The sequence below is a fragment of the uncultured Thiohalocapsa sp. genome (assembly GCF_913062725.1).
Taxonomy (GTDB): domain Bacteria; phylum Pseudomonadota; class Gammaproteobacteria; order Chromatiales; family Chromatiaceae; genus Thiohalocapsa.
The window spans coordinates 1-12,230 of record NZ_CAJXWY010000011.1 but is presented as its reverse complement, the minus strand read 5'-3'; the positions used below and the strand labels follow the sequence as shown (position 1 = coordinate 12,230).

The window sequence follows — 12,230 nt, the reverse complement described above, 5'->3', positions numbered from 1 at the left end:
CACCAGCACTCTAGCAGTTTGCAGATGTCGTCCGGCAAGTCCCGGAGCTGGAGGATAGGCCGCTGACGCTGACGGACAGTTCGCCCCGCCGAGGGGTCACCCGGCCGACGGTCGGGCAGCGGCACGACCCTTGCCAAACCGCTTGTGATGCGGTCACCATCAGCGGCCGTTTGCTGGCGCCGGCGCCGTTGCGCCGGCGCAAGCCCGCCACCCGGAGGATTTCAGCATGTACGTCGTCACCAACCGAGTCCCGGTCGCGCCGGCTTGGCACGAGCAGTTCGAGGAGCGCTTCCGCCGTCGTGCGGGCCAGGTCGAGCAGCAGCCCGGGTTCGTGCGCATGGAAGTGATGCGCCCGCAGACCGAGGACACGCCCTATGTGGTGCAGACCGTGTGGGAGGATCGCGCCGCGTTCGATGCCTGGATCAAGTCCGAGGACTTCAAGGTCGCCCACGCGAACCCGCTGCCGAAGGATGCCTACGCGGGAGAGGGCCGGTTGGAGGCGTTCGAGGTGATTATCACGGCGAAGGCGGGCGAATAACTCACCGACGACTCACGTCCCTGTGACTGCTCTGGCGCGCAACAAGGCCCCGGCCTTGTGCGCGCTGCGTGGGCAACTCGAGGCACTGCTGATGCAGGGCGGGGTACCGGGACGGGATTCCCCTCTGGCGGGGCATGTTGTGACCGGGAACCGGTCCGGTGGCGTTTCAGGACGCCGCCTCGAAGCCCGCCACCACGTCCAGCAGCTCGCTGGTGATGGTGGCCTGGCGCTCGCGGCGGTAGCGGCCGGTGATGTCCTCCAGGCGCTCGTCCAGGTTCTTCTCCGCGGCCTGCATGGCTTTGAGGCGGCTGCCATGCTCGGCGGCCAGGGACTCGGCACAGCAGCGAAACAGCACGCTGAAATAATGCTGGCGCAGCAGATGGCCGAGCAGCCGGCCGCGGGGCAGGGTATAGCGCGGTAGCCGGCGCGACGGCCAGGGTGCCTGCGCCCGCCGGCGGAAGTGGGCCGGATCCAGCGGGAAGAGGCGCTGGTCCCGGGGCTCGTAGCCGCTGCGACCCGTCGGGCGGTTGTGGTAAAGGTAGACGTGCGCGACGCCCTCGGATTGCCAGGCGTCGACGCGCAGCAGCAGCCGCTGCACGATGGCGGTGATGCCCGCGGCGGCGCTTGGGGTGGGGAAGATCTCCACGCCGCCGCCGGCGACGGACTCAAGGCCCGGTGCGACGCGCTCGCCGACGGCGAGCCAGTGGCGCACCGCCCCGGCCTTCGGGGCCCGCTGCAGGACATGCTCGACGATGGCTTCGTTGAAGCGCCCGCAGAGGCCGTGGTCGGTGCCGAGGACGATGACCGCGGCGGCCCCGTCGGATCGATCACCCGGCCCATCGCCCAACTCGTCGCCCGACCCATCGCCCGCACCGCCGTCGGTGCTGCCCGGCGCGGCGGCCATCGGCATCTCCCGCAGCACCGCGCGCAGCCCGAGCTCGACGCTGCCCTCGTACTCGGCCAGCGCCGCGGCGGCCTGCTCGTACTGGCGGATGCTGACCGCGGACAGCGCTTTCATGGTCCGCACGATCTGCTGCAGATCGTCCAGGTTCTCCATGCGCTGCTTCAGCGATTCGATGCTGGCCATGATGCTCGCTCTGGGATGCGCGTCGTCAGTGCGCTTCCGGTAGGTCCGCGATGGCGGCCCGGGCCGTCTGCGTCAGCGTCTCCCAGGCGTCGTCGTCCAGCGCGCGGCCGGTATCGATGCGCTCGCAGAGGTCGGCGTGCTCGGCGCGCACACGCGCGCGGATGCGCTGCTCGGCCCCGGCGACGGCATCCAGCGGCACCTGGTCCAGGAGGCCTGCCTTGGTGGCCAGCAGCGCCGCGATCTGCTGCCAGGGGGCGAGGGGGCTCGCGGCGTCCTGGCGCAGGATCTGCCGCACCCGGCGGCCGTGGGCGATGCGTTGCCTGGTGCGCTCGTCCAGGCGGGTGGCGAAGCGCGCGAAGGTCTCCAGCTCTTCGAACTGGGTGTAGGCGAGCTTGAGATCCCCCGACACCCGGCGAAAGCTCGGGTACTGGGTCTTGCCGCCGACCCGCGACACCGAGCGGCCGATGTCGATGGCCGGCAGCATCCCCTTGCGGAACAGCGTCGGCGACAGATAGATCTGGCCGTCGGTGATGGAGATGAGATTGGTGGGGATATAGGCACTGATGTCCTGGGCCTGGGTCTCCACCACCGGCAGCGCCGTGAGTGACCCGCCGCCGCGCTCCTCGCGCAGGTGCGTCGCCCGCTCCAGCAGGCGCGAGTGGATATAGAAGATGTCCCCCGGGAAGGCCTCGCGGCCCGGGGGTCGGCGCAGCAACAGGGAGAGCTCGCGGTAGGCGCGGGCGTGGCGGGTGAGGTCGTCGTAGACGATGAGCACATCGCGGCCCTGGTCCATGAAAAACTCGCCCATGGCGGTGGCCGCATAGGGCGTGATGAACTGCAGGCCCGGCGGGTCCTCGCCGGAGGCGGCGACGACGATGCTGTGCGCCATGGCCTGCTCCCGCCGCAGGCTTTCGACGGCGCGGGCGACGGCGGTGCCGCGCTGGCCGATGGCGCAGTAGATGCAGATGACCTCCCGGGCGCCGTCGCCGCCCGCGCGCTCGCGGCGCTGGTTGATGATGGCATCCAGCGCCACCTGCGACTTGCCGGTTTGGCGGTCGCCGACGATGAGCTCGCGCTGACCGCGACCGATGGGGATCATGGCGTCCACGGCCTTGATGCCGGTCATCAGCGGCACGCTCACCGGTGCGCGATCCATGATGGCCGGGGCCGGACGCTCGATGGGCCGGCGCTCACCGGTCTTCGGCAGGCCGCCGCCATCGAGGGGCCGGCCGGTGGCGTCGACGACCCGACCGAGCAGCGCCTCCCCCACGGGGGTGTCCGCCTCGCGGCCGGTGGCGCGCACGCGCATGCCCGGGCGCAGTTCCCCGCTATCTCCCAGCAGCACGACCCCCAGCGCCGTCTCATCCAGGTTCACGGCGAGCCCGAGCACGCCCCCCGGCAGTTCCACCAGCGCTTCGGCGCCCAGCCGGGGCAGCCCGTCGATACGGGCGATGCCGCCGCCGAGCGCCAATAGCGTGCCGACGTCGTCCAGCGTCGGACCGCCCCGGGCTTGCGCCACGGCGTCGCGGATGTTGGTGAAGCTTTGGTCGAGCGTTTGCAGGAGCACGATGAAGTCTTGGGACGTTTGGCGTTTGAAGTGCGTGGGTGGGCGCAGGATGACGGCGGCTCAGCGCCTGGTGCTGACACATCCGGTGGTCGAGCCGCTTCGGCGACGGCCGGGTGAGCGGCTTGCGGCCACAATAGCTTCCAGTCAGCCCGTCGCCGCATCCGCTTGGCGCTCGGACTCGGGCTCGGTATTGGATGCGGTGTCGGTGCGCTCGCCCGGGTGTTGGTCCAGGTGCTCGGCGAGCGTGCGCTCGAAGTTGTCGAGGTAGTCCGCCAGGCTCCAGGCGAGCCGGCGGCCGCCGGCGGTGAGGGCGATGCCGCACACCAACGCCGGGTCGTGCTCGAAGTCGGGGTGCTTGTCAGCGCCGAAGTGCGCACGGACCAGCTCGCCCAGGCGGCCGCGGCGGTTGTCGTCGAGCGCGAAGCCGGTGCTGACGACGAGCTCGCGGCTGCTGCGAAACGCTTGGCGCTCGTCCTCGTCGAGGTTGTCCAGCCAGGCCCCCAGGGTGGCCACCATGCGGTCCTCCAGTCCGACGTCGGCGAGGTCCGAGAGCGCCTTGCGGGCAAGGTCTGCGAAGCCCTCGGTAGTCCGCCGGCGCAGCTGTTTGAGGAACGCGCGCTGCTCGTCGCGCAGCTGCTGGTGCCAGTGCTCGCGCTTGTCATCCACCTCGGCCCGGGCCTCGTCGAGCAGACGCTGCTTTTCGCGCTCCGCCTCCTCCCGGGCCTGCTCCAGCACCGCGTCGCGGCGCTCTTCGAGCCGGTCCATACGCGCATGCAGGCGCCCGCGCTCGCGCTCAGCGGCGTCCTCACGCTCGCGGGCGGCGGTCACGCGCTCGGCGATGCGTGCCTCCCGGCGGGCCATCGCCGCCGTCACCGGTGCGTACAGGAAGTGCTTCAGCAGCCAGACCAGCACCAGAAAATTGATGATCTGGGCGGCGACGGTGAGCCAGTCGATTTGCATGACGCCAGCCTCAACCGCCGGCGGCGACCTGGTTCCAGAACGGGTTGGCGAAGATCAGGATCATGGACACCACGAAGCAGTAAATCGCCGTGGACTCGATCATCGCCAGCCCCACGAACAGCGTACGGGTGATGGTCGCGGACTCGTCCGGCTGCTGCGCCATGGCGGTGAGCGCCTGCGCCACCGCGCGACCCTCGCCGAGGGCCGGGCCGATGGCGCCGATGGCGATGGTGATGCCGGCGGTGACAATGGAAGCGATGGCGATGAGGGCTTGAGGGTCCATGTCGTTTACTGTTCGAGGTTCGAGGTTCGAGGTTCGAGGTTCGAGGTTCGAGGTTCGAGGTTCGAGGTTCGAGGTTCGAGGAACGGGTGGCGGTAGCCCCGGGTGTGCAGGTCTGAGAGCGACGGTTGGCGCGCCTAGCCCCCGGGTCCGCGCTCGTCATCATGCTCATGCTGCGCCGAGCTGGCGGAAGCGATGTACACCATCGCCAGCACGGCAAAGATGTATGCCTGGATCATGCCGGTGAGCAGGCCTAGCAGCTGCATCACGATGGGGAACAGCAGGGGCGTCAGGCTGATGAGGATGCCGACGATGACCGTGCCGCTCATGATGTTGCCGTAGAGACGCACGGCGAGCGCGACGGTGCGCGAGAGCTCGCCGATGAGATTGAACGGCAGCATCAGCGGCGTGGGCTGCACATAGCGACGCAGATAGCCGGCCGGGCCGCGATGCAGCACGCCGTAGAGGGGCACGGCGATGAGCACGCAGAGCGCCAGCGCCATGGTGGTGGACAGCGAGCCCGTCGGCGGCATGTAACCGGGCACCACCGATAGCAGGTTCGCGGTTGCGATCAGGATGAACAGCGTGCCCACGAAGGGCAGATACTGCCCGGGCTCCTGCCGGCTCACGTCCCGGATCTGATCCTTCAGGCCGGTCACCAGCACCTCCAGGAGGTTCTGCCAGCGCGAGAGCCGGGGGCCGGTGCTGAGCCGGCGGGTGATGAGCCAGGCGCCGCCGGTCAGCAGCAGCATGATGAGCCAGGTGTAGGCCAGGGTCGCGTTGATGTGCAGCGGTCCCCACTGCCAGAGGATGATCTGATCGGGGCTGATGGTCATCGTGGTTGCCTCCCGGCGGGATTGTCATCCGCGGCGCCGTCGGTCGTCGGCCCGGGGCTGTCCGCCACTCCGCCGCGGGGCTCCCGGAAGCGGCGCAGTAGCAGCGCACGGGCGGCGATGATGCCGAGCAGTCCCGGCACGAGCGTCACCCAGCCGTCGCCGGCCCACCGCTCGCCGGCCATCAACAGCACCCAGCATCCGCTTAGCAGCAGGAGCATGCGCAGTAGCAAGCTTGCGCCCAGCAGCAGGGCCGGGTGGCGCGAGCGGCCCAGCGCCCGCACGGTGCGATAGAGTCCGGCGAAGAACAGCCAGCCGAGCCCGGCGCCGGCGCCGAGGGCTGCGGCTGCTACGACGACCGCCATGTGCGCGTCTGCGCTCATGCGGGCACCTCGCCGGCGCGGCGCAGCGCGAAGCGCGTGGCCACCGGTCCCAGCAGCTCGAACAGCACCGTGGAGCCGAATACCGTCGGCAGGATGAGCTGCTCCAGCGCCGGGAACCGTTGCGCCGCCACCAGGGCCAGACCCAGGGCGACGCCGGCCTGCGGCAGCACCGCGAAGCCGATCCAGTGGTAGATGCGTGGCGGTGCACCGCCCAGGCGGCCGCCCAGCTGCGCGCCGGCGTAGAGTCCCGCGCTGCGCAGCAGAATGTAGACGGCGCCGATGAGCCCCACCGACAGTAACGACTCAAGCTCCAGCGCGGCGCCGGCGAGGAGGAAGAAGAGGATCAGGTAGGGCCATTCGATGCCCTCGATGGCCTGGAACGGACGACTGTGATGTTTCGCGCGGCTCGCCACCACGGCGCCGAGGGTGACGCAGGCGAGGAGGTAAGACACCTCCAGCCAGAGCGCGATGCCGGAGCACAGCATCACGAAGCCCAGCGCCTCCGCCTGGGTGGGCTCGCCGGCGCGCACACGGCCGGTGAGCCAGGCCATGGGCAGACCCAGGAGGGCTCCCAGGGCGACCGCGCCCGTCAGTTCCCAGACCGCGCCGAGGAGCTCGCGGGCCTCGCCGCCTGCGCCGCCGAGCACCTGTGCCAGGCTGAAGAGCACGGTGAAGAGCATGATGCCCCAGGCATCGTCGATGGCCACCAAGCCGAGCAGGGTCTGCGTGAATTCGCCGTTGGCGCCGGCCTCGTGCACCACATCAAAGGTGGCCGCCGGGGCCGTCGCCGGCGCGATACCGGCCAGCAGCAGCGCCGCCTGGAGCCCGGCGCCCGCCAGCAGCAGTCCGATGCCGACGAACAGGCTGGCGAGCAGCACCTTGCTCGCGGAGAGCACCAGCACGCGCCGGCCGAGCTTGCGCAGCGCGTCCGGCGTCAGTTGCCCGCCGATCAGAAAGCCGATCATGGCCAAGGCGATGTTCGTCAGCACCGGGAACCAGCGCTCGGTGAAGGGCGGCAGCAGGTCCAGCACGGAGGGCCCCACCAGAACCCCCGCAAGCAGCAACAGCGTTACCCGCGGCAGCGGCGTGTGGCGGCCGATGAGGTCCGCCAGCAGCCCGGCGATGAAGATGGCGCCGATGGTGATCAGCATCGGCGCCACCTGCGTGGCGTAGTGACCCGCATGCTCCATCAGTGATCCCCGCTTTCGCGCTTGACCCAGTACCAGGCGTTCAGCACACCCAGCGCGACGCCCAGCAACAGGCAGGTCAGGGTCCAGGAGGCCTCGGCGGCGGGCCAGATGCGATCCAGCCAGAGCCCGAGTGCGACGCCGGCGAGGGTCGGAATGGCCACCGCCCAGCCCACCATGCCGAACATGCCGAGCCAGAAAAAGATGCTGCGATCCTCGCCGGCGCGGGCGCGCGCCTTGCGCGCTGCCTTGCGGGCGACGGTGTCGCGGAAGCGTTGCTCCGGCGGCCGGTGCGGATGCGTCGGCCGTTGCGCCTGATGATCGGCGGCGGCCCCGGATGGCTGTGGAGCGTCTGCGCGTGCGGACGCCGTCTGCGACTCCTCGCGCCCGCGCCGGGCATCCTGTGCGGCCATCAGTGCTCCGCCTCCCACCGCATGAAGCGCCTGAGCGTGCCGGCCTCCAGCCGCGCCAGGGCGCTGCGGGTCTCGCGCTCGTGCTCGTCCAGGCTGCGGAAGGCGTCCTCCACCGTCTGCCGCAGGCTCGCGCAATCGGCCCCGGGCACGGCGTTGAAGCAGGCGACGCGCACGTCATCGCCGGCCTTCACCAGCGTGCCCGTGTCCACGGCGCACAGGTGCTCGGCATGGTCAGCGTCGGTATAGAGCAGGATGCCCGGCACCAGCGCCGCCACCCAGTCCGCGTGGCGCGGCAGGATGCAGAACGCGCCGTCTTCGGCCTCGGCGATGACCTTCACCACCGGTGCGTCCACCAGGGTTTCGGTGGGCAAAAAGACCCGCAGCCGCAGGGTCCGCTCGCCGTCGCCGGTGCGCGCGGGCTCACCCATCGAGGGCCCCCTTCATGTACAGCGCCTGCTCGTCCACGTCGGCGAATTCCCCCGCCAGGATGCGCTCGCAGCCATCCAGGGTCTGCGCCAGCGCCACCAGCTGTCCGGGCTGGCCGGTGAAGTGCTCGGTGGTGAAGAATGGCTGGGTGAGGAACCGCTCCAGCCGCCGCGCCCGGCTCACCGTGGCGCGGTCGCTGCGCGAGAGCTCCTCTTCGCCGAGCATGGCGATGATGTCCTTGAGCTCTTCGTACTCCGCCAGGGTGGCGCGGACATCCTGCGCCACCCGGTAGTGACGCTCGCCGACGATGGCGGGGGTGAGCATTTTCGACTCCGATTGCAGGGGGTCCACGGCGGGATACAAACCCTGGCTCGCGCGCTTTCTCGACAGCACGATGGACGCGGACAGGTGCCCGAAGATGTGCGCGGCGGCGGGGTCGGTGAGGTCGTCCGCGGGCACGTAGACCGCCTGCACCGAGGTGATGGCGGCGCTCTGTGAGTTGCAGATGCGCTCCTCCAGCTCCGCCAGCTCGGTGGCCAGCGTCGGCTGGTAGCCCACGCGCGAGGGGATGCGCCCCATGAGTTCGGACACCTCGGTGCCGGATTGTACGTAGCGGAAGATGTTGTCGATCAGCAGCAGCACGTTGCGCTGCGCCTGGTCGCGGAACCATTCGGCGATGCTGAGCGCCGCATGGCCGACGCGAAAGCGCGCCCCCGGCGGCTCGTTCATCTGCCCGAACACCATCACCGTATGGTCGAGCACCTGGGCGTCGCGCATGTCGCGGTAAAGCTCCTCGGCCTCGCGCGAGCGCTCGCCGATGCCGCAGAACAGGCTGATGCCCTGGTAATGGCCCACCATGTTGTGGATCAGCTCGGTGATCAGCACCGTTTTGCCGACGCCGGCGCCGCCGAACAATCCGGCCTTGCCGCCCGCCTCCAGCGGTGCCAGCAGGTCCAGGGCCTTGATGCCGGTGGTGAAGATCTCGGTGCGGGTGACCCGCTCGGCCAGCGGCAGTGGCGGACGGTGGATGGGCCAGTAGGCGATGTCCGCGCGGTTGCCCGCGGTCAGCGACTCGCCGCGGTCGATGGTTTCACCGAAGACGTTCAGCATCCGCCCGAGCAGCGGCTCGCCCACCGGCACCGTCAGCGGACCGCCGGTGTCGCGCACGGCCATGCCGCGGGCGAGGCCGCGGGTGGGGGTCAGCGCGATGCAGCGCACCCGCTCGCGCTCCAGCAGGCTGTGCACCTCCAGCACGATCTGATCGTCGACGCCCGTGCGCAGCGCCTGATTGCGCACCGGCAGCGGCGGCGGGAAGGCCACGTCCACCACGCTGCCGCGCACGGAGATCACACGGCCGGCCTTGGCTTGGGATGTGTCCAGGGGCGGACTCATGCCGGCGGCCCTGTGAGAGTGACCTGCGGCCGCGATGACCGCCGCAGGGCAGTCACGCGCAGATCCGGGGAGGGCTGCCGCTGCCATGCCAACGTGTCGACTGCATGCACTGCCACCTTCGAGGAACCTCCTTTCGCCGGGCAACCTGCCATGCGCATTGCCGCAAGGAACGCGCCAGGGCATCGCCGTTTCCGTCAGTCTGGCGCGCCGGGCTGCGCCGGTGGCGACGCCCGCCGGACGGCTGCTACCGTCCGGCGCCGCCCGCGGCGGCGGGCACAGGCGCGATGTCGGGCTTCGCCGCCGCTCAGCACTGACCAACCATGAACGCGCCGCCGTTCGTCGATCGACGCCAGGACCCCCCACACGATGGCGTGAGAGCCAGCACGCAGCCGTCCGCCGACACCGGCCGGCGCTGCCTCATTGCCCGGCGCCGTGGGGGATTTGCCCCCGCCGCTGGTTGCGCTGCACCGTTTCGGCCCGTCCACCAGGGCGCTGGACGGGCATCACTCCGTCGCCGACGGATGCCGGATATTCGGTACGTCGATCTCCCGCGCCGATCAACCGGGATGCGGGATACAGCGCGACGCGAAACGCCGGGCGACCGGTTGGCTGCACCGGCGCTCAGGGGCCCTGTACGGCGACGGGCATCTCGGCGATGGGCACGACCTGGGAGTCGCCGGGCTGCAGGATGACGCTGCGGTCGTCGATGCGCAGGCGGATGGCACCCAGTTGTGCCGAGACGGCGCGGATCTGTATTGCTTCATGGGTGATGTGCAGCGCCAGTGTCTGGCCGCGGTAGCGCAGCCGAATCCGCAGGCTGGTCAGCTCGTCCGGCAGCAGGGGGTTGAGCCAGAGCTGCTCGTCGCGGACTTCGATGCCGGTGTAGCAGCGCTGCATCAGGTCGACGGTGCCGGCCATGGCGCCGAGGTGAATGCCCTCGGCGGTGGTGCCGCCCTGGATGTCTGCCACATCGCTCTCGACGGCCTCGCAGAACAGCCGCCAGGAGCGCGGACGGTCCGAGCGCGCCAGCACCCAGGCATCGACGACGCGGCTGAGCGTGGAGCCATGGCTGGTGCGCGCGCCGTAGTAGGCGACGTTGCGCGGGATCATTTCGGGGTCGAAGTCGTAGCCGAGGCGCTCGAACAGCTGTGCCACCACCTCGGCGGAGAGCAGGTAGAAGAGCATCAGCACGTCCGCCTGCTTGGTGGCCTGGTAGCGGTTCGGTGAGTCGCCTTCGGCCTCCAGGATGCGATCCAGGCGCTGGATGTCGCCGTACTTTTCGCGGTAGCCGGCCCAGTCCAGCTCCTGGAGCTGCTCGAAGCCCTCGAACTGGCTGATGATGCCGTCGCCGTGAAAGCACACCCGCAGCTTACGGCTCACCGTGTCCCAGTGGTCGCGCTCGTCGGGGGTGATGCCCAGCTGCGCCACCAGCTCGTCCCAACGCTCCCGCGGCAGATGCGCGGGCAGCGACAGCGCCCGGCACAGCACCCAGACGGCCATCACCGTGGTGTAGGCATGGTTGTCGAGACCGGGCGCCTCGCGGTCCGGATAGTGGGTATGGAACTCGTCCGGGCCGACGACGCCCTTGATCTCGTAGCGGCCGAGGCTCTGGTTGAGCTGCGCCTGACTGGCCCAGAAGCGGGCGATCTCCAGCAGCATCTCGGCGCCGAAGAAGGACAGGAACTCGGTGTCGCCGCTGGTCTGGTAGTACTGCCAGATGTTGTAGGCGATGGCGGCGTTGACGTGGCGCTGCAGGTGCGTCTCATCGGGAGTCCAGTGGCCGGAGCGCGGATTCAGGTGCAGCTGCTGGCTCTCTTCGCGGCCGTCGCTGCCGGACTGCCAGGGGTACATGGCGCCGCGGTAGCCGGCTTCGCGTGCCGCGGCCCGGGCGGCGGGCAGGCGCCGCCAGCGGTACAGGAGCAGGGAGCGGGTGATCTCCGGCAGGCGCAGGTTGAGTGTGGGGAAGATGAACAGCTCGTCCCAGAAGATGTGGCCGCGGTAGGCCTCGCCATGCAGGCCGCGGGCGGGCACGCCTGCGTCCAGGTCCATGACCCGCGGACCCGCGGTCACCAGCAGGTGAAACAGGTGCAGGTGGAGGATGGCGGCGGTGCGTTGGTCGGCATCGTTGGCTGGCGCCAGCTCCAGGTCGAAGCGTTGCCAGAGCTGCTGCCAGATGAGCGCGCTGGTGGTGAGCAAGTCGGCGAAGCGCGGCAGGTCGGTGATGGCATCGCGGGCCGCGAGACCGCACTCGCTGATGGCGGCGTCGCGCGAGGTGTAGAGGGCGACCAACTTCTCGATGACGAGGGGCTGGTCGGCGTCGAGTTGCAGCGTGAAGCGCTGGCCGATGCGGTCGCCGTCCCGGTGCAGGCTCGGTTCAGTGGCCAGTGCCTGCTCGCCCCGGTAGATCCGGGTGCGGGCGGCCAGTGCGATCTCCAGACGCGACTGGCGGGTGCGGACCTTGAGCCAGATGCCGTCCTCGCCGACGGGGTCGGTGGCCAGGGGCTCGAGATGCTGCCCTTCGAGTCCCTGGTAGCGCTCGACGCCCGCGTTGGTGACGCCGCCGTCCAGGGCGCTTTCGACGGTGATGCTGCCCGACCAGTCCTCCGCGGTGATCTCGGTTTCCAGCGCCGCCAGATGTTGCTGCGATATGTGCACCAGGCGGCGCTGGCGAAGCTTGGTTGTACGTCCGCTGTCGTCGCGAAAGCGTACCTCGCGCGCCAGCACGCCGCTGCGCATGTCCAGCCCCTGGTGGTAGTCGAGGATGTCGACGGCATCCAGCGAAAACCGGGTGCCGTCGTCAAAGGTCAGGCGCAGCGGCAGCCAATTTGGGAGGTTCACCAGATCCTCGTTCTCCACCACGCGCCCGTGCACCTCGCTGCGGGCGCGGTCGTAGCCGCCGGCGAGATAGGTGCCGGGATAGTGATGTTCGTCGGCATCCGCCTCCGGCGCGGCGCCGCGGGTGGCGAAGTAGCCGTTGCCCAGGGTGCAGAGGGCTTCGCGCAGACGTTCCTGCGCGGGTTGATAGTCGTGGTAGTGCCAATGCCAGTCGTTCATGGCCGTCTCTCCTATGATGGTTCGTGCCGAGGTTATACCCGGCGCATGTCAATGTCCGGCGCAGGCGTCTGCGGGCTGGGTTGCAGCGGGCGGGGGACGCCGTGAATACG

The 12,230-nt window shown here is 70.0% G+C and carries 11 protein-coding genes and 1 pseudogene; 1 reads left to right on the top strand and 11 read right to left on the bottom strand.

Translation table 11 applies throughout. From position 1 onward, the window contains the following. The first annotated feature begins 226 nt into the window (after positions 1-226). Positions 227-538, top strand: coding sequence for an antibiotic biosynthesis monooxygenase (locus tag QZ588_RS04420; protein WP_295540319.1), 312 nt, complete (start codon positions 227-229; stop codon positions 536-538). 166 nt (positions 539-704) lie between these two features. On the opposite strand, the gene QZ588_RS04415 is transcribed toward QZ588_RS04420, so the two are convergent. The 11 genes and pseudogenes from QZ588_RS04415 to QZ588_RS04365 all read right to left on the bottom strand — a co-directional run. Then, positions 705-1,625, bottom strand: a complete 921-nt coding sequence (locus QZ588_RS04415) for a F0F1 ATP synthase subunit gamma (protein ID WP_295540317.1) — start codon at positions 1,623-1,625, stop codon at positions 705-707. A gap of 25 nt (positions 1,626-1,650) precedes the next feature. Continuing rightward, positions 1,651-3,192, bottom strand: a complete 1,542-nt coding sequence (locus QZ588_RS04410) for an alternate F1F0 ATPase, F1 subunit alpha (RefSeq protein ID WP_295540315.1) — start codon at positions 3,190-3,192, stop codon at positions 1,651-1,653. 144 nt (positions 3,193-3,336) lie between these two features. Further along, on the bottom strand, positions 3,337-4,152 hold the full coding sequence (locus QZ588_RS04405; RefSeq protein ID WP_295540313.1) for a hypothetical protein: 816 nt from the start codon (positions 4,150-4,152) through the stop codon (positions 3,337-3,339). 10 nt (positions 4,153-4,162) lie between these two features. Next, positions 4,163-4,435 carry a F0F1 ATP synthase subunit C gene (locus QZ588_RS04400; RefSeq protein ID WP_295540311.1) on the bottom strand — a complete coding sequence of 91 codons (273 nt, stop codon included), beginning with the start codon at positions 4,433-4,435 and terminating at the stop codon, positions 4,163-4,165. 134 nt (positions 4,436-4,569) lie between these two features. Continuing rightward, a complete protein-coding gene (locus tag QZ588_RS04395; RefSeq protein ID WP_295540309.1) occupies positions 4,570-5,268 on the bottom strand; it encodes a F0F1 ATP synthase subunit A in 699 nt (232 codons plus the stop codon). Next, entirely contained in the window at positions 5,265-5,648 is a 384-nt protein-coding gene (locus QZ588_RS04390; RefSeq protein ID WP_295540308.1) for an ATP synthase subunit I, read from the bottom strand. Before QZ588_RS04390 ends, QZ588_RS04395 begins: the two co-directional genes overlap by 4 nt. Beyond that, positions 5,645-6,838 (bottom strand): cation:proton antiporter, encoded by a 1,194-nt coding sequence (locus QZ588_RS04385; RefSeq protein ID WP_295540306.1) that lies wholly within the window; start codon positions 6,836-6,838, stop codon positions 5,645-5,647. Before QZ588_RS04385 ends, QZ588_RS04390 begins: the two co-directional genes overlap by 4 nt. Next, positions 6,838-7,248, bottom strand: coding sequence for an AtpZ/AtpI family protein (locus tag QZ588_RS04380; protein WP_295540304.1), 411 nt, complete (start codon positions 7,246-7,248; stop codon positions 6,838-6,840). Before QZ588_RS04380 ends, QZ588_RS04385 begins: the two co-directional genes overlap by 1 nt. Next, entirely contained in the window at positions 7,248-7,676 is a 429-nt protein-coding gene (locus QZ588_RS04375; RefSeq protein WP_295540302.1) for a F0F1 ATP synthase subunit epsilon, read from the bottom strand. The genes QZ588_RS04380 and QZ588_RS04375 overlap by 1 nt, the downstream gene beginning before the upstream one ends. Then, complete coding sequence (atpD, locus tag QZ588_RS04370; protein WP_295540300.1) at positions 7,669-9,066, bottom strand: F0F1 ATP synthase subunit beta; 1,398 nt, start codon at positions 9,064-9,066, stop codon at positions 7,669-7,671. Before atpD ends, QZ588_RS04375 begins: the two co-directional genes overlap by 8 nt. A gap of 621 nt (positions 9,067-9,687) precedes the next feature. Next, positions 9,688-12,090 (bottom strand): annotated as a pseudogene (locus tag QZ588_RS04365) (glycosyl hydrolase family 65 protein); the annotation flags it as partial. Positions 12,091-12,230 lie beyond the last annotated feature (140 nt).